Annotated in this window: 21 protein-coding genes; 11 read left to right on the top strand and 10 right to left on the bottom strand. The window is 67.9% G+C overall.

Annotated elements, in window-relative coordinates; genetic code table 11:
• The first annotated feature begins 172 nt into the window (after positions 1 to 172).
• Complete coding sequence (locus tag ACLIJ1_RS18395) at positions 173 to 1828, top strand: ATP-binding protein (protein ID WP_411366992.1); 1656 nt, start codon at positions 173 to 175, stop codon at positions 1826 to 1828.
• Positions 1825 to 2547 (top strand): response regulator transcription factor, encoded by a 723-nt coding sequence (locus ACLIJ1_RS18390; RefSeq protein ID WP_411366991.1) that lies wholly within the window; start codon positions 1825 to 1827, stop codon positions 2545 to 2547. Before ACLIJ1_RS18395 ends, ACLIJ1_RS18390 begins: the two co-directional genes overlap by 4 nt.
• Here the strand turns inward: ACLIJ1_RS18390 and ACLIJ1_RS18385 are convergent.
• The gene (locus ACLIJ1_RS18385) at positions 2508 to 2969 is read right to left on the bottom strand and encodes a PACE efflux transporter (RefSeq protein ID WP_411366990.1); all 462 of its coding nucleotides are present in this window, start codon (positions 2967 to 2969) and stop codon (positions 2508 to 2510) included. The genes ACLIJ1_RS18390 and ACLIJ1_RS18385 overlap by 40 nt on opposite strands.
• Positions 2970 to 3037: 68 nt before the next feature.
• Here ACLIJ1_RS18385 and ACLIJ1_RS18380 point away from each other — a divergent pair, with 68 nt between their 5' ends.
• The 7 genes from ACLIJ1_RS18380 to ACLIJ1_RS18350 all read left to right on the top strand — a co-directional run bounded on the left by ACLIJ1_RS18380 (position 3038) and on the right by ACLIJ1_RS18350 (position 7726).
• A complete protein-coding gene (locus tag ACLIJ1_RS18380; protein WP_411366989.1) occupies positions 3038 to 3379 on the top strand; it encodes a thioredoxin family protein in 342 nt (113 codons plus the stop codon).
• 180 nt (positions 3380 to 3559) lie between these two features.
• On the top strand, positions 3560 to 4285 hold the full coding sequence (locus tag ACLIJ1_RS18375; RefSeq protein WP_411366988.1) for a GntR family transcriptional regulator: 726 nt from the start codon (positions 3560 to 3562) through the stop codon (positions 4283 to 4285).
• Positions 4282 to 5076 (top strand): transporter substrate-binding domain-containing protein, encoded by a 795-nt coding sequence (locus tag ACLIJ1_RS18370; RefSeq protein ID WP_411366987.1) that lies wholly within the window; start codon positions 4282 to 4284, stop codon positions 5074 to 5076. Before ACLIJ1_RS18375 ends, ACLIJ1_RS18370 begins: the two co-directional genes overlap by 4 nt.
• Positions 5077 to 5107: 31 nt before the next feature.
• Positions 5108 to 5785 carry an amino acid ABC transporter permease gene (locus tag ACLIJ1_RS18365; protein ID WP_411366986.1) on the top strand — a complete coding sequence of 226 codons (678 nt, stop codon included), beginning with the start codon at positions 5108 to 5110 and terminating at the stop codon, positions 5783 to 5785.
• A complete protein-coding gene (locus ACLIJ1_RS18360; protein ID WP_411366985.1) occupies positions 5778 to 6428 on the top strand; it encodes an amino acid ABC transporter permease in 651 nt (216 codons plus the stop codon). Before ACLIJ1_RS18365 ends, ACLIJ1_RS18360 begins: the two co-directional genes overlap by 8 nt.
• On the top strand, positions 6415 to 7167 hold the full coding sequence (locus ACLIJ1_RS18355) for an amino acid ABC transporter ATP-binding protein (RefSeq protein ID WP_411366984.1): 753 nt from the start codon (positions 6415 to 6417) through the stop codon (positions 7165 to 7167). Before ACLIJ1_RS18360 ends, ACLIJ1_RS18355 begins: the two co-directional genes overlap by 14 nt.
• Before the next feature lie 262 nt (positions 7168 to 7429).
• Positions 7430 to 7726, top strand: a complete 297-nt coding sequence (locus tag ACLIJ1_RS18350) for an RNA recognition motif domain-containing protein (RefSeq protein WP_411366983.1) — start codon at positions 7430 to 7432, stop codon at positions 7724 to 7726.
• 72 nt (positions 7727 to 7798) lie between these two features.
• Here the strand turns inward: ACLIJ1_RS18350 and ACLIJ1_RS18345 are convergent, their stop codons facing one another.
• Genes ACLIJ1_RS18345 through ACLIJ1_RS18330 form a run of 4 tightly spaced genes read right to left on the bottom strand, consistent with a single transcriptional unit; the run spans position 7799 to position 12636 of the window.
• A complete protein-coding gene (locus ACLIJ1_RS18345; RefSeq protein WP_411366982.1) occupies positions 7799 to 8854 on the bottom strand; it encodes a bifunctional nicotinamide-nucleotide adenylyltransferase/Nudix hydroxylase in 1056 nt (351 codons plus the stop codon).
• A gap of 5 nt (positions 8855 to 8859) precedes the next feature.
• Positions 8860 to 10560 (bottom strand): NAD+ synthase, encoded by a 1701-nt coding sequence (locus ACLIJ1_RS18340; protein ID WP_411366981.1) that lies wholly within the window; start codon positions 10558 to 10560, stop codon positions 8860 to 8862.
• Positions 10557 to 11759 carry a nicotinate phosphoribosyltransferase gene (gene pncB / locus ACLIJ1_RS18335; protein WP_411366980.1) on the bottom strand — a complete coding sequence of 401 codons (1203 nt, stop codon included), beginning with the start codon at positions 11757 to 11759 and terminating at the stop codon, positions 10557 to 10559. The genes ACLIJ1_RS18340 and pncB overlap by 4 nt, the downstream gene beginning before the upstream one ends.
• Before the next feature lie 13 nt (positions 11760 to 11772).
• The gene (locus ACLIJ1_RS18330; protein ID WP_411366979.1) at positions 11773 to 12636 is read right to left on the bottom strand and encodes a cysteine hydrolase; all 864 of its coding nucleotides are present in this window, start codon (positions 12634 to 12636) and stop codon (positions 11773 to 11775) included.
• A 113-nt stretch (positions 12637 to 12749) separates the two neighbouring features.
• Between ACLIJ1_RS18330 and ACLIJ1_RS18325 the strand changes: the two genes are divergently transcribed.
• A complete protein-coding gene (locus ACLIJ1_RS18325; RefSeq protein WP_411366978.1) occupies positions 12750 to 13466 on the top strand; it encodes an NUDIX hydrolase in 717 nt (238 codons plus the stop codon).
• Between the two features lie 3 nt (positions 13467 to 13469).
• Here the strand turns inward: ACLIJ1_RS18325 and ACLIJ1_RS18320 are convergent, their stop codons facing one another.
• Complete coding sequence (locus ACLIJ1_RS18320; protein WP_411366977.1) at positions 13470 to 14756, bottom strand: O-acetylhomoserine aminocarboxypropyltransferase/cysteine synthase family protein; 1287 nt, start codon at positions 14754 to 14756, stop codon at positions 13470 to 13472.
• Positions 14757 to 14760: 4 nt separating this feature from the next.
• The gene (locus tag ACLIJ1_RS18315; RefSeq protein WP_411366976.1) at positions 14761 to 15228 is read right to left on the bottom strand and encodes a CoA-binding protein; all 468 of its coding nucleotides are present in this window, start codon (positions 15226 to 15228) and stop codon (positions 14761 to 14763) included.
• An 18-nt stretch (positions 15229 to 15246) separates the two neighbouring features.
• Between ACLIJ1_RS18315 and ACLIJ1_RS18310 the strand changes: the two genes are divergently transcribed.
• On the top strand, positions 15247 to 15471 hold the full coding sequence (locus ACLIJ1_RS18310; RefSeq protein ID WP_411366975.1) for an ATP-binding protein: 225 nt from the start codon (positions 15247 to 15249) through the stop codon (positions 15469 to 15471).
• Here the strand turns inward: ACLIJ1_RS18310 and ACLIJ1_RS18305 are convergent.
• The 3 genes from ACLIJ1_RS18305 to ACLIJ1_RS18295 are packed head-to-tail and all read right to left on the bottom strand — an operon-like array spanning position 15468 to position 19452.
• A complete protein-coding gene (locus ACLIJ1_RS18305) occupies positions 15468 to 17168 on the bottom strand; it encodes an ABC1 kinase family protein (RefSeq protein WP_411366974.1) in 1701 nt (566 codons plus the stop codon). The genes ACLIJ1_RS18310 and ACLIJ1_RS18305 overlap by 4 nt on opposite strands.
• Positions 17169 to 17175: 7 nt before the next feature.
• Positions 17176 to 18219 carry an RNA 3'-terminal phosphate cyclase gene (rtcA, locus tag ACLIJ1_RS18300; RefSeq protein WP_411366973.1) on the bottom strand — a complete coding sequence of 348 codons (1044 nt, stop codon included), beginning with the start codon at positions 18217 to 18219 and terminating at the stop codon, positions 17176 to 17178.
• Between the two features lie 6 nt (positions 18220 to 18225).
• A complete protein-coding gene (locus tag ACLIJ1_RS18295; RefSeq protein WP_411366972.1) occupies positions 18226 to 19452 on the bottom strand; it encodes an RtcB family protein in 1227 nt (408 codons plus the stop codon).
• Between the last annotated feature and the right edge of the window lie 44 nt (positions 19453 to 19496).

Raw genomic sequence — 19496 nt, 5'->3', positions numbered from 1 at the left:
GGCTATCGGTTGAGGGGTGGGCCGGGTCAGGGACATCGCCCGTGGTGGCCTGAGGTGCATTGGACGGGCCGGGTTTGAACCGGAGTTGAACGCCACATGAGCAAGGCCTGACGCCAACATGAACATCAGATGAAAAGCTCGCAGGGCAGGAGCGCTTGGCGACAATGCGGCCATGTTTCGATTTCGATTGGGTCTGGTGCTGCTGCTGTTGGCCGCAGCGGTGGTGCTGCAGGGCGTGGCGGCGGTCTTTGCCGTTCGCGAGGCCGAGCGGCAGGTGGTGCGCGGGCGGGTGGCGAGCGACATCCTGCAGCGCTTCGTGGAGCTGTCTGCGACCAAGCAGCGCCTGCGCGCGTGGGTCACGCAACACCAGATCGGGGCGGGCGGCCAGGTGGCGGAACGGGACGCGCTGGCGCAGCGGATGCAGACTCTGCTGGGCGAGTTGTCCGGTCTGACGCAGCGGGCCGAAGACATGGGGCTGGCCGCGGAGGCGCCGGCCGAGCACGCGCAGCGGCAGGACGCGCTGCGGGTGCTGACGCAAAGCGTGGCGACCCTGGGCACGGCGGTCAAGCAGCTGCAGCCTCTGTCTCCTGAGGTGCAGGCGAGTCAGGCCTGGGACGCTTTGACGGCGGTGTTCGAGCAGGCCGACGGACGCGACCTGCGCAAGATCGTGGCACAGAGCATCGACCGGGAAAAAGCGGCGATGGAGCGCGAGCGGGCGGCAGCGGATGCGTCGCTGGCGCAGATGCGCGCCCTGTGGATCGGCACCGCGCTGATGCTCGCACTGGGGGCGCTGGGTGCCACGGCCTACTTCGGGCGCGCGCTGCGTCGGCCGCTGCACGCGCTGACCGCCGGCGCGCAGGCGCTGCAGCAAGGCCAGCTGCAGCACCGCATCGACCTGACCGGCCGCGACGAGTTTGCCGAGGTAGCGCGCAGCATGAATGCGATGGCGGAAGAACTGGAGCGGCATCGCCGCGGCGAGGCCCAGCAGCGCCAGGTGTTGGAGGCGACGGTGCGCGAGCGCACGGCGGATCTGCACCAGGCCAATGCCTCGTTGCGGCGCACGGACGTGCGGCGGCGCCAGTTGCTGGCGGACATCAGCCATGAGCTGCGCACGCCCACCACCGCCATCCGCGGCGAGGCAGAAGTGACGCTGCGCGGGCCGGCCCGGCCGGCGGACGAGTACCGCGAGGCGCTCACCCGCATCGTCGAAATCTCCCGCCAGCAAGGCAAGGTGATCGACGACCTGCTGGCCATGGCCAGCACCGACATGGAGGCGTTCAGCCTGGAGCGGGAGCCCGTGGTGGTGCACCAGCCGCTGCTGGATGCACTGAGCCAGGCGGCCGCGCTGGCGGGCGAGCACGGGGTGCGCCTGCAGCCGGAAGGGCAACCGCCGGGGCAGACCAAGGTGTTTGGCGATGCGCAGCGGCTGACACAACTCTTCCTGATCTTGCTGGACAACGCAATCCGCTATTCGCATCCGGGCGGTGTCGTGCACTGGCGGCTGACGGTGCGCGGCGGTGCCGTCGAGCTGCAGGTGCGCGACGAAGGCATCGGCATTCCGGCCGACGAGCTGCAGCAGGTGTTCGAGCGGCATTTCCGGGGCGGTGCTGCCCGCCAGCACCGAGCCAGCGGCAGCGGGCTGGGCCTTCCGATCGCGCTGGCGCTGGCGCAGGCCCATGGCGGAACGCTGACGCTGCAAAGCCCTTGCGAGGAAGCTCCCGAGGGCCTACGCGGCACCTGCGCGGTGCTGAAGCTGCCGCAGTGGCACGATTCGGACCCGGTGCTGACCGGACTGGAACTGGGCCTAGGGAGCGCCACACAAAAATGAACATTCTGCTGGTAGAGGACGATCCGCGGATCGCTGATTTCCTTCTACGCGGCCTGAGGGCCGAAGGTCACCAGGTACAGCGCGCGGCCAACGGGCTGGAGGGGCTGGCGCTGGCGCAGGACACGGCGCGCCAGTCGCACCCCGGTGATGCGCCAACGGTGCTGGTGCTGGATCTGATGCTGCCGGGCATGAACGGCATGGAGATCTGCCAGACCTTGCGTGCCGCCGGGGTGGCGCTGCCGATCCTGATGCTCACGGCGCTGAGCACGCTGGAGGAGCGCGTTGCCGGGCTGCGCATGGGCGCGGACGACTATCTGTGCAAGCCCTTCGAATTCGAAGAGTTGCTGGCGCGGCTGGAAGCACTGGCCCGCCGCGCACGCCCGCTGCAACCCGGCCGTGCCTCGCGCCTGCAGGTGGACGACCTGGTGCTGGACCGCGAGAGCATGAAGGCCAGCCGCGCCGGTCAGCCACTGACGCTGACCGCGCGCGAGCTGGCGCTGCTGGAGCTGCTGATGAGCGCGCCGGGGCGGCTGTTCAGCCGGGAGCGCATTCTGGCCAGCGTGTGGGGACACAGCGAGGACCCTCTGACCAATGTGGTGGATGTCTACATCCGCCGCCTGCGCAGCAAGATCGACGAGGGGCACACGATGGCGCTGATCCAGACCGTGCGCGGACTGGGCTACCGGCTGGAAGCGTCGGCTCCGTCGACTGCCCCCTGAAGCGGCAGCGCCGAGGCGGGCAGGCCGAACACGGTGTCGAAAGCCAGGTTGAAGAGGAAAGCGTAGACAAGGAAGAACAGCGAGAGGCCGACGTCGAGCAGCAGCGCCTGCCCCAGGCCGATCTGCAGCCACCAGACGAACAGCGGCACGAGGCAGACGCTCAGGCCGAGTTCGAAGCCGATGGCGTGGGCGGCGCGGCGGCGGAAGCTGCGGCCGCGCACGGTCTGGCGCGATTCCCAGCGCTCGAAGGCGGTGTTGTAGGCGAGGTTCCAGAGCACGGCGATGACGGAGGATGCGACCGCAGCCACGCCGGCGTGCTCCAGGCTGCTGCCCGAGCCGGCGGACAGGCCGTTGCTGGTGACGGCGATGGCGATCGCTTCGAAGAGGGCGACGTAGACGATCTTGCGGCGAATGCCTTGCATGGGATGGGACAGTTCTCGGGCTCGGCGGTATGCTCCTGCGATTGTGATTGACGTCAGGAGCGCCGAGGATGTTGCGAGTGGTCTGTCTGTGTGCCGAGTGGTGCAGCGCCTGCCGGGCTTGGCGGCCCGAGTGGGACGCGATCGCGGCGCGCTACCCGCAGCTGCAATGGCAATGGCTGGACATCGAGGACGAGGTCGACCTGATGGACGAGGTCGGGCTGGACATCGAGACCTTCCCGACGGTGCTGATCGCGCGCGGTGACCGGGCGCTGTTCCTCAGTGCGATCCCGCCGCAACCCGCGTTCCTGGACAACCTGATCGCGCGCCTGAGCCCCGAAGGGGCGGCACCGCAGGGCGTGACACCCGAAGCCGTCGCGCTGGCACAGCGGCTGGCGGCGCGGGGCGGCTGAGCGCCCCTTTTTTCTTTCCCGCAGGCACCGGAACCGGGCGGCCCCATGGGCCGGATCGGGGCGCGCGGCCGCGTTCGCGTCCCGATGTGCACCGGACTGATGCGCGAATCTTGCATACAAGGCCTGTAAACCGGCTGGCACGGTTCTGGCAAGAGGGGTCGGCAACCACCCTTGCCCACCATGACCTCCAGCGACATCGCCGACCGCATAGTTGAAGCCATCCTGGCGCAGAAGCTCGCGCCGGGCGCGCGCCTGGGCGAGCAGGCGCTGTCGATGCTGTTCGACTGCAGCCGCACACTCGTGCGCGAGGCCATGATGCAGCTGGCCGCGCGCGGCATCGTCACCGTCAGCTCGCGCCGCGGCTGGTTCGTGGTCGAGCCGTCGGAGGCGGAAGCGCGCGAGGCCTTCGAGGCGCGGCGCGTGATCGAGACCGGGCTGATCCGCAGCGCCGCGCCGATGGACAAGGCCAAGCTGGACAAGCTCAAGCGCCACATCCGCGACGAGAAGCAGGCGCTCAAGGGCAGCGACGTGGGCCGGCGCAGCTACCTGCTGGGCGACTTTCATGTGTGTCTGGCCGAGTGCCTGGGCAATCAGCTGCTGGCCGACACGCTGCGCGACTTCACCGCGCGCACCACGCTGATTGCGATGCTCTACCAGAGCACGCACGACGCGGCGCATTCGTGCCAGGAGCACGTCGACATCGTCAAGGCGCTCGAAGCCGGCGACACCGCGCGCGCCGAGGCGCTGATGGCGCAGCACATCGGCCACGTGCAGCAGGCGCTGCGTCTCAACACCCCGGCGGCCGACCCGCTGGCCGGTCTGCGCGCGGCGCTGGCGCCCGTGTCGGGCCCGCGCGAGAACCCCGATTCCCCCACCTCTTCCACCTACCTAGGAGCTGTTCTATGAAGACCACCAAACGCCACCTGCTCGCCCTCTCGGCCGGCCTTGCCCTTGCTGCCCTCACCGGCGGCGCGCAGGCACAGACCGCGCTGGACGACGTCATGAAGGCCAAGGCGATCAAGATCGCGGTCCCGACCGACTTCCCGCCCTACGGCTTCGTCGGCACCGACCTGCAGCCGCAGGGCCTGGACGTGGACATGGCCAAGTACATCGCGATCAAGCTGGGCGCCAAGGTCGAGCTGGTGCCGGTGACCAGCGCCAACCGCATCCCCTACCTGCAGACCAAGAAGGCCGACCTCGTCATCTCGACGCTGGGCAAGAACCCCGAGCGCGAGAAGGTGATCGACTTCACCATCGCCTACTCACCCTTCTTCCAGGCGGTGTTCGCCGCCAAGTCGATGCCGCTCGCCTCGTTCGCCGATCTGGCGGGCAAGTCGGTCGGCGTCACGCGCGGCGCCATCGAAGACCAGGAGCTGAGCAAGGTCGCGCCGGCCACGGCCGACATCAAGCGCTTCGAAGACAACAACGCCACCGTCTCGGCCTTCGTGTCGGGCCAGGTGCAGGTGATCGCCACCGGCGCTTCGGTGGCCGGCAACATGATGGCGCGCAACCCGCAGCTGGGCACCGAATACAAGCTGCTGCTCAAGGACAGCCCGAACTTCATCGGCGTGGCCAAGGGCGAGGACGCGCTGCGCAGCAAGGTCAACGAGATCATCCTCGGCGCGAAGAAGGCTGGTGATCTGGATGCGATGGCGAAGAAGTGGCTCGGTCGCCCCGCAGGCACCTTGCCTGAATAAGCACTGCTGACGCACACGAAGGACAGGCGCCATGCGCATCGAGTTCGATTTCCCGGCCGTGCTGGCGCAGTGGCCGCTGCTGCTGCACGGCGTGGGCTGGACGCTGGGGTTGACGGCGGTGTCGGCCGTGTTGGGCGTAGCGCTGGGCGTGGCCTGCGCCTGGGCGCGCAGCCACGGACCGGTGTGGCTGCGCTGGGTGGCGGGCACGTATGTGGAGCTGATCCGCAACACGCCCTTCATCGTGCAGCTGTTCTTCGTGTTCTTCGGTCTGCCAGCTGCGGGCGTGAAGCTCACGCCCGAGATCGCCTCGGTGATCGCGATGGTGATCAACCTCGGGGCGTATGCGGCCGAGATCGTGCGCGCCGGCATCGAGGCCACGCCGAAGGGACAGTACGAAGCGGCGGCCAGCCTGGCGCTGACGCGGGCGCAGACCTTCATCCACGTGGTGCTGCCGCCAGCGCTGCGCAAGGTGTGGCCGGCGCTCACCAGCCAGATCATCATCGTGATGCTGGGCTCGGCGGTCTGCGGCCAGATCGCGACCGAGGAGCTGAGCTACGCGGCCAACCTGATCCAGAGCCGCAACTTCCGCGCCTTCGAGGCCTTCATCATCGCGACCGGCATCTACTTGCTGCTGGCGATCGGCGTGCGTGCGCTGCTCAACTGGGTCGGCCCGCGTTTCATCTTTGGCAAGGGAGGCGCCCGTGGTTGATTTTTCCCTCTGGGACATCCTGCGCAATCTGCTGCTGGCCGCGCGCTGGACGGTGGCGCTGTCTCTGATCGCCTTCATTGGCGGCGGCCTCGTGGGCCTGTTGCTGCTGGTGGCGCGCATGGCGCGCTGGCCGGGGGCGCAGCGTTTCGTCGCCGGCTACGTGCAGCTGTTTCAGGGCACGCCGCTGCTGATGCAGCTGTTCCTCGCGTACTTCGGTCTGGCGCTGTTCGGCGTCGACACCTCGGCCTGGGTCTCGGCGGCGCTGGCGCTCACGCTCTACACCAGCGCTTTCCTGTGCGAGATCTGGCGTGGCTGCGTGGCGGCCGTGCCCAAGGGCCAGTGGGAGGCTGCGCAGAGTCTGGCGCTGAGCTTTGCCGAGCAGCTGCGTTACGTGATCCTGCCGCAGGCCACGCGCATCGCCATCGCGCCGACCGTGGGCTTTCTGGTGCAGGTCATCAAGGGCACGGCGCTGGCCTCCGTCATCGGCTTTGTCGAGCTGACCAAGGCCGGCACGATGATCACCAACGCCACCTTCCAGCCCTTCCTGGTCTACAGCTGTGTGGCCATGATGTATTTCGCGCTGTGCTTCCCCGTGAGCCTGACCGCGCGCCGCCTCGAAAGGAAACTCAATGCCGTCCGCTGAGACCGCCACCCCCATCGTCGACATCCGGCAGCTGCGCAAGTCCTATGGCAGCAACGAGGTGCTCAAGGGCATCGACCTGCAGGTCAGGCCCGGCGAGGTGATCGCCATCATCGGCAAGAGCGGTTCGGGCAAGAGCACGCTGCTGCGCTGCATCAACGGGCTGGAAGAGTTCCAGTCGGGGGCGCTGACCGTCGACAGCCAGCCCCTGCTGCACGACAACGCCGCCGCCATGCGCGCGCTGCGCCAGCACGTGGGCATGATCTTCCAGCAGTTCAACCTGTTCCCGCACCTGAGCGTGGGTCGCAACGTGATGCTCGCGCCCGGGCTGGTGAAGAAGACCGCGAAGGACACGGGCGAGCAGCAGGCACGCAAGCTGCTGGAGCGCGTGGGCCTGGGCGAAAAATTCGACGCGTTCCCCGACCAGCTCTCGGGCGGTCAGCAGCAACGCGTGGCGATTGCGCGCGCACTGGCGATGGAGCCCAGCGTGCTGCTGTGCGACGAGATCACTTCGGCGCTCGACCCTGAGCTGGTGGGCGAGGTGCTGCGCGTGGTGGAGTCACTGGCCGACGAGGGCATGACGCTGCTGATGGTCACGCACGAAATGAACTTCGCGCGCAAGGTGAGCGACCGCGTGATCTTCATGCACCAGGGCCGGGTGCATGAGATGGGGCCGCCGGCGGAGCTGTTCGCGGCGCCGAGGACGCCTGAGCTGCAACAGTTCCTCGCGTCGATCCACTGAGCGGTCTTTCTTACCCTCGAAAATATAAAGCTATCTTTATATTCAACAAGGGCATATGATGCGGCGGTGAGCGAGGTTCGCTGGCATGCGCCAACCGAAGCCTCAAGGCTTGAAGACTCCCGTCTGCCAGCCCGTCTCCGTGTCATGTGCGGCCCTTGCGGCCCACGCGGCATCTGTCCTTGCGGCATCCCTTCGAGGCCGCTCCTCTCTGCGTCGCCGGGCAGTGTCCCGATCACGGCGCCATCTCTCTGAAAGGCTCGTCATGAGCACCAAACTGTACGTGGGCAACCTGCCCTATTCCGCCGACGACCACTCGTTGCGCAACAACTTTGCCGAATTCGGCGACGTGGCTTCGGCCAAGGTCATGATGGACCGCGACAGCGGCCGTTCCAAGGGCTTCGGCTTCGTGGAAATGGGCACTGCCGAGCAGGCAGAAGCCGCCATCAAGGGTCTGAACGGCATGTCCGTCGGCGGCCGCAACATCGTCGTCAACGTGTCGCGCCCGAAAGAGTCGACCGGCGGTGGCTACGGTGACCGTGGCGGACGCGGCGGCTACTAAGCCCTCACGCTCCTCGCGAAGAAGCCGGCCCTCTGGGCCGGTTTTTTTTCGTCTGGTCGCTGCGCCCGGATGTCAGTGAGTCAGGCCGAGGAAGCTGTCGAGGATGTGGAAGTGGTCGTCGTGGAAGCGGTCTTCCATGGCGGCCAGGTCGGCCATCGGCACCCACTGCGCCGAGCGCGCGTCGTCGCTGCCCTGCACCTCGGGCAGCGGGCGAGCGCCCAGGTCGAAGTAGTGGGCGTGGGTGATGACGCGACCGCGTGCGCTGCGGTCGGGGTGGTCGAACACGCGCACACCCTTGAGCGCGTGCGCGATGTCGCCGGGCAGCAGGTGCAGGCCGGTCTCTTCCTGAAGCTCGCGCAGGGCCGACTGGTAGACCGTTTCGCGCTGCTCCAGGAACCCGCCAGGCAGGGCATAGAGCCCTTGACCCGGTGCGCGGCCGCGCACGATCAGCAGCACGCGGTCGGCGCATTGAATCAACGCGTCGACCGTGACGAACACCGGCGCATACGGCGCGCTGGCCCACTGGGCCTTTTCGGCGCGCAGGCTGGCCCATTCGCCGGCCAGTTCCCGGTAGCAGGGCAGCTGGGCCCAGGCCCGCAGGAAGTGGATGGTTGAGGGCGGCACCTGGCTGACCAGCGCCGCGAGCGCGGGCTCCAGCGGGTGGCCGGCGGCGCTGAAGAGTGCGTCGCGCACGGCGCTCGAATGCAGCTCCCCCTGACTTCCCACGTCGTCGAACATCCAGCCGGGGAAGTCGTCGAGGTAGGTGCTGGTGGCGTCCTTGTGGTGACCGACCAGCACGGTCTGCCCCGGCGGCAGGGCGCCGACCTGCGCCTGCACACCGTCGCGCACGGCGTTCACCCAGCGCTGGCTGTCGAAGTAGTCGCGCACGGCCACGAACCGCACCCGCGCCTTCTCGTCGGCCGTCAGCGCCAGCCGGACCATCTCGACGCGTTCGGCCCAGGTGAACGGGTTTTTGGCGGTGCGCGCCTGATGGGCAGAGCCGATCACGATCACCACGCGCGGCGCGAGCGCGAGGGCGCGGTGGATGACCGCGAGCTGGCCCAGGTGCAGCCCCTGGAAGCGGCCGATGCAGACGGCGGCGGCGTAGGTCGGTGTGGTGGTGTTCATGGGGTTCAGAAGTGTTGGGCGGCAATGGGCATCTGGCGACCGGAGCCAAAGGCGCGCGCGCGCACGCGGATGATGGGCGGGGCCTGGCGGCGCTTGTATTCGCTGCGCGCGACCATGCGGCGCACGCGGTCCACCAGCGCCGCGCCTTCGGGCTGTTGCACCAGGCGGGCCACGAAAGCCTCGACATCGATGCGTTCCTCCCGCGCCAGGCCGTGGCCTTCGATCAGGTGCTTGAGCACCTCGTCGAGCACCTCGTAGGGCGGCAGGCTGTCGGTGTCCTTCTGGTCGGGCGCGAGTTCGGCGGACGGTGGCTTGTCAATGATGGCCTGCGGGATCACTTCGCGGCCGGCCGCTTCGTTGAGGTGGCGGGCCAGCGCGAAGACTTCGGTCTTGTAGAGGTCGCCGATCAGGCCCAGGCCGCCGTTGGTGTCGCCGTAGAGCGTGCAGTAACCGACCGACATCTCCGACTTGTTGCCGGTGGTCAGCAGCAGATGGCCCCAGGTGTTGGAGTACTCCATGAGGATGGTGCCGCGGATGCGCGCCTGCAGGTTCTCCAGCGACAGGCCTTGCAGCGGCGCGCCGAACGCGGATTCAAAGCCGGCGCCGTAGCCTTTCACCAGGTCGGCAATCGGGTGGCGGTGCAGGCGCACGCCCAGGCCGTCGCACAGGCGCTGAGAGTCGTCCACCGAACCGGCCGACGAAAACACCGAGGGCATGGTGATGGCGGCCACGCGTTCCGGGCCGAAGGCCTCGGCCGCCAGCGCGATGGTGATCGCGGAGTCGATGCCGCCGGACGAGCCGATCACCGCCTGCGTGAAGCCGCAGCGGCGCGCGTAGTCGCGCAGGCCCAGCACGATCTGCTGGCGGTAGAAGGCCATGGTGGACAGTCCCGCCGCGGGCACGGCGGGCAGTGCTTCATCGCGGGCGCCCCGAAAGCCGCTGGCGCCGATGCGCAGCGTCTTCACGTCTTCTTCGAAGCGGCGCGCTTCAAACACCACGCCGGCCCCGGGCTCGACCGCGAAGGAAGCGCCGTCGTAGACCAGCTGGTCGTGGCCGCCGACCTGGTTGACGTAAAGGATGGGCAGGCCGTGGCGGCGGCTGGCGGCGGCGAAGATCTGGTGGCGCTGCTCTCGCTTGCCGATGTTGGACGGGCTGGCGTTGATCGAGACCACGAGATCGGGCGCGGCGTCGCGCAGCCGGTCGAACGGGTTGACGGCGTAGTCGCTGCCGTCGTCGTTCCAGCCGTCTTCGCAGATCAGGAAGCCGACCTGCGCGGTGCCGATCCGCAATACCTTTGCCACGTCGGGGCCGGGTTCGAAGTGGCGCCGCTCGTTGAAGATGTTGTAGGTGGGCAGCAGCTGCTTGGCGTATTCGAGCAGCACCTCGCCGGCCTTGACCACGCGCAGCACGTTGCGCAGGGGTTTGCCCGGCCCGCGGTACGCGACCGGCATCCCCACCACCCAGTGCAGCGCAGGCATCTGCCGGGAGGCCTGGCACAGGGCCTCGAAGCCGGCGTCCACCCGGGCCATGAAGTGCGGTTCGTCCAGCAGGTCGCCGGGGTAGTAGCCGGTGAGCGAGAGTTCGGAGAAGACGACCAGATCGGCTCCGTCGTCGCGGGCGCGCTGCGCGGCGGTGACCATCTTGCGCACATTGCCGTCCATGTCGCCGATGGTGACGTTGAGCTGGGCCAGGGTGATGGTGATCATGTGGCCTCCGTGAGCACCGGAACGTTGAACACCTGGCGCAGGTAGGCCAGGAAGGTTTCGTCGTCGCACAGGGTCTTGCCCGGCGAGTCGGACAGTTTGGCCACCGGCTGGCCGTTGGCGCTGGTGAGCTTCATGACGATGTTCAGCGGCGTGAGGCCGACGTCGTTGGAGAGGTGCGTGCCGATGCCGAAGCCCAGCTGCGTGCGGTCGCCCAACGCACGGTAGAGCCCGATGGCCTTGGTCACGGTCAGGCCGTCGGAGAACACCAGGCGCTTGGTGTGCGGGTCGATGCGCAGCTTCTCGTAGTGCGCCAGCGCCTTGTTCGCCCAGACCAGCGGATCGCCCGAGTCGTGGCGCAGGCCGTCAAACAGCTTGGCGAAGTAGAGGTCGAAGTCCGACAGGAAGGCGTCCATGCCGACCACGTCGGTCAGCGCGATGCCGAGGTCGCCGCGGTATTCCTGCACCCAGTCTTCGAGCGCGGCCTTCTGCGAATCGCGCAGGCGCACCCCCAGCGCCTGGTAGGTCTGCAGGTATTCGTGCGCCATGGTGCCGATGGGCACCAGCCCCAGGTCGCGCGCCAGCAGCACGTTGGAGGTTCCCTTGAACACCTGGGGGATGCGCGCGCTGAAGGCCTGCACCACCTCGCGCTGCCAGGGCCGCGAGAAACGGCGGCGTACGCCGAAGTCGAACAGCTCGAAGGGGTGGCGCATTGCCGGCTGCTGCACGAAGGCTTCGATGTCGGCGATCTTGGCGTCCAGCCGGCGGCGCCCGCCGACTTCGGCGGCGGCGCGGTCGAAGCGGCGGAAGTACAGCTCGTTGACGATGGCGAGCACGAAGATCTCGAAGGCCATGACGTGGACCTGCGGCCCCTTGGCAACGATGCGCAGCTGGTCGCCGTCGGCGCGGGCCTCGATGAAGGCGCGCTGGAAGCTGAAGATGCGCAGGAAGTCGACGAAGTCGCTCTTGATGTAACGCAGGCCGCCGAGGTAGGCGAGCTCGTCTTCGCGGAAGCTCAGCGCGCACAGCGCGTCCAGCTCGGTGTTGACCTCGTCGAGCAACTGCGTCAGCGGATAGGCGGGCTGGTTGCGGCAGACGAAGCGGTACTCGGCCTGCGTCTGCGGGTGGCGGTGCAGCATGGTCTGCCACATCGTGAACTTGTAGAGGTCGGTGTCCAGCAGGCTGGTGATGACGGGTTCCATGGTGGCTCCGGGTTCAGGCGTCGGCCTGAAGAAGGGAAGGGACCTCGGCACAGGTGGTCAGGCGTGCACCTTGTCGCTGCAAGTTGTCCAGGAAGGCCCGGGCCTGCGCCTCGAAACCGGTGACCGGGCTCATCGCGTCGGTGACCAGCAGCAGCTTGTCGAGCCGGCGCGAGGGCAGGTGCTGCGCCAGGTGTTCGACGGTGGCCTTGACGCAGTGGCTGCTGGCTTCGCCCGCGATGACGATGCGGTCGGCCTGGTCGAGGCTGGCGATCAGCGAGCGGTTGAGCTGCGTGTCGTCGTCGGCCGGATCGGGCACCTCGGCCTGCAGGGCACTGTAGTGCTCGGTCCAGGGGTTGCTGCCCTTGGTGACCTTCTGCACCACGCCCAGGCGCCGGTCTTCCCAGCGGTTGTAGGCGGCCTTGACGGCAGGGTGCACGTTGTGGCCCCAGCTGCCGATCTCGCAGTGCACCGGCCAGACCATCAGGGTGTAGCGGCCGGCCTGTTCAAGTGTGTCGAGATAGGCGAGCGTGCGGGGCAGGGCGGCGGCGTCGCGCGGCCGGTAGGCGCCCGCACGCACCTGTGCCGCGGTGATGGCGGTGAACGGGCCCACATCCGTACCGTCGCCGGTCTGCCAGAAGGTGGGGTGGGCGATGTCGACGCGCTGGTGGGAATCGAGCGTGACGACGATGCGGCCGATGCCGTCGCCACCCGCGTCGATGAGCGCGGCCAGGCGCAGCATGTCGGCGTGGGCGCCGCCGACCGGCAGCGCCGGCGCCAGGCTGGCATTGCGCAGCGGATCGGTGCCGCGCCAGTCCTCGGGAAGGTCGCAGAAGTCGTTCTGCGGGTCGATGATCAACAGGGTGGTGCGGCTGCTCATGGTGTCCTCCAGGGTCGATGGTAGGCGAAGGATCTGCCTTCACCCGCCATGTAAGTTGCACTGTACAACTTACATGGGTTGTATAGTACAACTTAAATCCGGAGTGTCAAGTCATGTCCAACGCGCGTGTGGGTTCCAGGGGTCTGGGCTTCGAGCGGCCGCTGGTGACGGTCGATGTGGTCATCTTCACCGTCATCGAAGAAAAGCTGCATGTGCTGCTGGTGCGCCGGCCCGACGGCGAGCAGGAACCTTTCCCGGGGCGCTGGGCCCTGCCCGGTGGCTTTGTCGATGTGCAACAGGACGCCTCGCTGCTGGCCTGCGCCGAACGCAAGCTGCTGGCCAAGACCGGCGTGGCCACGCCCTACCTGGAGCAGCTTGGCAGCTGGGGCGACGCGAAACGCGATCCGCGCGGCTGGTCCAGCACCCATGCTTATTTCTCCCTGATTCCGCGGCCGGACACGGTCACCGATGGCCCGCTCGCGACCGAGTGGGTGACCTGCGAGCCCGCCATGCGCCGGCGCCTGGCCTTTGACCACAACACCATCCTGGGCGCGGCCATCGACCGTCTGCGCAGCAAGGTGGAATACACCTCGCTGCCTGCCTTCCTGCTGGCGGAGCCGTTCTCCCTGCCACAGCTACAGCGGGTGTACGAGATCGTGCTGGACCGCACGCTGGACAAGAGCGCGTTTCGCAAGCGCATGCTGGATGCGGCCTACCTCGAAGAAACCGGCATGGTCACCGGCGACCACGGCCGCCCGGCCATGGGCTACCGCCTGCGCGAGCGCGAGCACGCCACCGTGTTTCCGCGCACCTTCCGCTCGGGGGAGTGAACCTCAGGCCTGGACGGCCCGGTCCAGTGCCTGGTCGATGTCCCAGAGGATGTCGTCGATGTGTTCCAGGCCGACCGAAATGCGCACCATGTCCGGCGGCACGCCGGCCGCCAGCTGCTGGGCTTCGTCGAGCTGGCGGTGGGTGGTGCTGGCGGGGTGGCTGATCAGCGTGCGCGTATCGCCGATGTTGACCAGGTGGCTCATGAACTGGGCGCTCTCGATGAACTTCACGCCTTGCTCCATTCCGCCTTTGACGCCGAACGCGAGCAGACCGGAAGCGCCGCGCATCTGCTTTTTCATGAGCGCGTGCTGCGGGTGGCCGGGCAGGCCGGGGTAGTTGACCCAGCCCACGCGCGGGTCGTCTTTCAAATACTGCGCTACCGCCAGCGCGTTGGCACAGTGCCGCTCCATGCGCAGCGGCAGGGTCTCGACACCCTGCAGGATCTGCCAGGCGCTGGTGGGCGCGAGCGCGGCGCCGAACACGCGCAGGCCTTCCATGCGGCAGCGCATGGTGAAGCCGAAGTTGCCGAAGGTCTCGTAGAACTTCACGCCGTGGTAGCCGGGCGAGGGCTCGGTCATGCCGGGGAACTTGCCGTTGTCCCAGGGGAAGCTGCCGCTCTCGACCACGAGGCCGCCGAGCGTGGTGCCGTGGCCGGCGAGGTACTTGGTGGCACTGTGCACCACGATGTCGGCCCCGAACCGGATCGGGTTGCACAGGAAGGGACTGGGCACGGTGTTGTCCACCACCAGCGGCAGGCCGTGCGCGTGCGCCACGTCGGCAATGGCGGTGACGTCGAGCACCACCATGCTGGGGTTGCCCAGGGTTTCGGCAAACAGCGCACGCGTGTTGGGGCGGATGGCGGCGGCGAAGGCCTCCGGCTTCGTCGCATCGACAAACGTGGTCTCGATGCCGAACTTCTTCAGGTTGACGGCGAGCATGGTGACGCTGCCGCCGTAGAGCGCACCGGCCGCCACCACGTGGTCGCCCGCCTGCAGCAGCGTGGTCAGCGCGAGCGCCTCGGCCGCCATGCCGCTGGCCGTGGCCACGGCGGCGCGCCCGCCCTCGAGCGCGGCCACACGCTCCTCCAGCGCCGCCACCGTGGGGTTGGACAGGCGCGAATAGACGTTGCCGAAGGTCTGCAGGTTGAACAGGCTGGCGGCGTGGTCGGCGCTGTCGAACACGAAGCTGGTGGTCTGGTAGATCGGCAGGGCGCGCGCGCCGGTGGCGGCGTCGGGGATCTGGCCCGCGTGGATGGCGAGCGTCTCGGACTGGAAGTTGCGGTCGGCCATGTTGTCAGCCCTGCTTCGGTCGTTGCGAAGAAATGACCTTGGTGTTGACGCCGGCCCAGTTCAGGCCGCCGAACAGGCGCGCGTGTTCGATCTTCACGCAGCGGTCCCAGACCGAGTCCAGGCCCGCCTCGGTCGCGATGCGGTCGGCCTCTTCGCTCATCAGCCCCAGCTGTTGCCATAGCGACTTCGCGCCGATGGCGACCGCGCTTTTCGCAATCGCCGGAATCTCTTCGACCTTGCGGAACACGTCGACCATGTCGACCGGAAACGGAATGTCTTCCAGCCGCGCATAGCTGGTCTCGCCCAGGATGCTCGGATAGCGCGGATTGACCGGCACGATGCGGTAGCCGCGCTCCTGCATGTACTTGGCGGCGAAGTAGCTGGGGCGGTGCCATTCGGCCGAGAGACCGACCACGGCGATGGTGCGGTCGCGCGCCAGGATGCGGCGCAGGGTGGGGATGTCGTCTTGCATGCCCTCCACAATAGCGCCATGGCGACCGAACGCAAGGCATTGCCTGTCATCGACAAGACCCGCTGCACCGGCTGTGGCTGGTGCGTGGCGGTGTGCCCGCCACACGTCATGTCGCTCGACGTGGAGAACTGGAAGAAGTTCTCCCAGCTGCACGACGAGCCCGGCTGCACCGGTTGCGCCAAGTGCGCGGTGAAATGCCCGTTCGACGCGATCGCGATGCGGCGCGTTGGCGAGAAGCCCTAGTCGTCGCCCAGGTCCTTGCCACGGTTGCTGCGCCAGATCGCGCGCAGCAGGAACAGCGCGCCGAAAAAAGCACTGGCAAAGCCGATGAAACCGAAGGCCGGCAAGCCGAACAGCAGCGGCCCGCCCTGCACGGTCATGACGATGGACGAGCCGACGATCAGCGCGGCGATCAGCAGCGCCATCGCCAGCCGGTTCGCGGCGCGGTCGATCTGGTCGCCCACGCGCTTGAGGTGGGCGATGTCGATGCCCACATGCACCTTGCCGCGCCGCGCGTTGCGCAGCAGCCGCGTCAGGTCGTCGGGCAATTGCTCGGCCACCGAGAGCGCGCGCCGCAGCGTCTTCCACGCGCGGGTGGCCATGGCCTTGGGCTTGTACCGCGCGCGCACCACCTGCTTGAGCAGCGGCAACGCTTCGCCGGTCATGTGGAAGGCCGGATCGAGGCCGCGGCCCATGCCTTCGAGCGTGATGAAGGCCTTGATCAGCAGCGCCAGGTCGGACGGCAGGCCGAGCTGATGGCCGCGCAGGATGGCCGTCACGTCGCCCAGCATCTGACCCAGATTGAGTTCGGCCAACGGCGCGCCGTGGTACTGGTCGACGAAGGTCTCGATCTCGGTCTCCAGCGAGGAGAGGTTGGCGCTGTGCGCATCGCCGGCCCAGTCCAGCAGCACATCGGCCACCGTCTGGGGATCGCGCTCGACCAGTCCCATCAGCAGCTGCAGCAGTTCCTCGCGCCGCCGCGCCGAGAGCCGGCCGACCATGCCGAAGTCGATGAAGGCGATGCGGTTGCCGTCGAGGTAGATCACGTTGCCGGGGTGGGGGTCGGCGTGGAACAGACCGTCCTGCACGATCTGCTTGAGCACCGCCTGGGCGCCTCGACGAGCCAGCAGTGTCCGGTCCAGCCCCTGTTGGTCGAGTTTCGCGAGATCGTGGCCGGCGATGCCGGCGACATAGTCCTGCACGTTGACGCGCGCGTGCGTGAAGTCCCAGTACACCCGTGGCACCACGATCCAGGGCAGGCCGGCCATGTTGGCGGCGATGCGCTCGGCGTTGCGGCACTCGCTGGCCAGATCCAGCTCGCGGCGCAGCGACTGCGCCAGCTCGCGCACCAGCTGCTGCGGCCGGTAGGGCTTGAGCGCCGGCAGCTCGGACTCGGCCAACGCCGCCAGACGGCCCAGCAGGCGCAGATCGGACTCGATGATGCGGTCGATGTCGGGCCGGCGGATCTTCACTACCAACTCGGTGCCGTCGTGCAGCTGCGCACGGTGGACCTGCGCGATCGAGGCCGCCGCCAGCGGCTCGGTGTCGAAGCGGGCAAACACCACCTCGGGCTCGCCGCCGAGGTCCTCGCGCAACTGCGGCCGCAGCGCATCCAGCGGCAGCGCGGGCACATTGCTGTGCAATTTCTCGAACTCGGCGATGTACTCGGGCGGAAACAGGTCGGCGCGCCCCGCGAGGATCTGGCCGAGCTTGACGAAGGTCGGCCCCAGCTCTTCCAGCGCCAGCCGCAGCTGCACCGCTGGCTCCAGCTTCGCGAGGTCGGCCGCGTGCTCCCAGCGCAGCGCGTGACCGGCGCGCTCCAGCCGGTCGGCCAGGCCCAGACGGCGCACGCTGTCGCCAAAACCGTGGCGGATGAGCACGCCCAGAATCTGGTTGAGGCGGCCCATGTCGCGGGCCGAACCCAGGGTTTCGATCAGCATGCAGCCATCATAGGCTTGGCACGAAGCGCACGCACCAGCGGGAAGCCGCCTCCTGGACCAGCCCGGCATTCACCGGCAGAAACCGCTGGATCACGTCGAGGTTGGTGCGCAGATGCTCCGTCACCTCGCTGCAGGTGTAGGCCGCCGCCTGACCCGTCTGGTGCACCGCCAGCGCCCAGGGCAGGGCCAGCTGGTCCGCCAGGTGCGGCCCCGCCGCCGCCGTGCTGGCCTGGTAGGCCTGGACTTCACGCAGCAGGCGCATGGCCACCTGTTCCGAACTGACCGACTTCTCGCCGAAGGCCGTGAACACCTCGGTCACCTGCTCGTGCTCCAGCGTCGCCATCAGCGCATTGCCCGGGCCTTCGTTCTGCCGCACCACGGGCACCCGCAGCTGCTCGCCGGACCAGCCCAGCGCCGCCTGCAGCAGCGACAGCTCGCGCTCGGCCACGCGTCGCGGCACCGCCGCCACCAGCGACTCGGCAAACGAATCCGATACCGCCCCACGCTCCAGCAGATCGAACGGCCGCAGGCCGCCCACCACCGGTGTGATCACAGCCCGGATCTCGCCGCCGCCCGCGGGATAGAAGCCGTGGCGCCGCAACGTCGCCTCCACCTTCACGCCCAGGCGCGCGAGCAACGGCAGAAACGCCCGCTCAATGAAATGGAAGTTGGGCGCCAGCGGGTTGTGCGTGCCGCCCGACAGCGTGAGCCGGCTGGGCGCCGATGCCAGCATCAGCGCAGGCAGTACCGTCTGCAGCACCAGCAGGCAACTGCCTGCCGAGCCGATGGCAAAGCTGTGGTCACCGGGCCGCAAGGCGCCCGGTTCGAACACCAGTGCCTGCGAACCCAGCTCGGCGCCGCTGACCTGTGCGCCGCTCACCGCCTGCGCGGCCAGTACGCAGGCCAGGTGCTGGCGCATCAGACCGGGCTTGGGTCGCTTGGCACGGATGCGCTCGATGCGCACGGGCTGGCCCGTGATCATCGAAAGCGACAGGCTGGTGCGCAGGATCTGGCCACCGCCTTCGCCGGTGGAACCGTCGATAACAATCATCTTGTCCTATCCCTTCACACACAGCACCTGCTTGAGCGTGTACACCACCTCCACCAGGTCCTTCTGCGCTTCCATCACCGCGTCGATGTCCTTGTAGGCCATCGGGATCTCGTCGATCACGGCTTCGTCCTTGCGGCACTCCACGCCTTCGGTCGCCTTGATCTGATCCTCGACGGTGAACATCTTCTTGGCCTTGGTCCGGCTCATCACGCGGCCCGCGCCGTGGCTGCAGCTCTCGAAACTCTCGGGGTTGCCAAGGCCGCGCACGATGTAGCTGCGCGCCCCCATGCTCCCGGGGATGATGCCCAGCTCGCCCTTCTTGGCGCTCACCGCACCCTTGCGGGTCACGAAGACGTCTTCACCGAAGTGCGTTTCCTTCTGCACGTAGTTGTGGTGGCAGTTCACCGCCTCGACATGCGTCTCGAACGGCTTGGTGATCACCTGGCGCACGGTGGCGACCAGGTTCTTCATCATCACCTCGCGGTTCAGGCGAGCGAACTTCTGCGCCCAGCCCACGCCGCGCACGTAGTCGCCGAAGTACTGAGAGCCTTCCTCGAAGTACGCCAGGTCCTGGTCGGGCAGGTGAACGTTGTTGCGTTCGGCGTCCTTCTTCGCCAGTTCGATGAAGGTGGTGCCGATGGCATTCCCCACGCCACGCGAACCCGAGTGCAGCATGAACCACACAGCGCCGCCTTCGTCGAGGCAGACCTCGATGAAGTGGTTGCCCGTTCCGAGCGTTCCCAGGTGCTTGTGGTTGTTGGTGTTCTTCAGGCGCGGGTACTGCTCGCAGATCGCGTCGAACTCGTCCTTGAGCGTCGCCCAGGCCTGGTCCACCAGAGAAGGCGGGTTCTCCCAAGTTCCCTTGTCGCGCCCCGCACGCTGGCGGATCGGCGTCATGCCGTGCGGCACGGCCTTCTCGATCGCGGCGCGCAACGGCCCCAGGTTGTCGGGCAGGTCTTCGGCACGCAGCGTGGTCTTGCAGGCCATCATTCCGCAGCCGATGTCCACACCGACCGCCGCCGGAATGATCGCCTTGAAGGTCGGCACCACCGAGCCCACGGTCGCACCGATGCCCAGGTGCACGTCGGGCATGGCCGCGATGTGTTTGAACACGATGGGCAGGCGCGCGGTGTTGGCCAGCTGCTTCTTCGCTTCGTCTTCGACGGGCACGCCGCGCGTCCACATCTTGATGGGCACGCCGCCTTCGGGTTGTTCGGTGTTGTAGTTGTTCATGTTGTTCCTCGCATCTTGATCAAAAGGCATGTCCCCCGGCGACA

Source organism: Hydrogenophaga sp. RWCD_12, from assembly GCF_046604225.1.
In the GTDB taxonomy this organism is placed as follows: Bacteria; Pseudomonadota; Gammaproteobacteria; order Burkholderiales; family Burkholderiaceae_C; genus Hydrogenophaga.
Note: the sequence above shows the minus strand (reverse complement) of the source record. Positions and strands in the feature narration are given on the sequence as shown.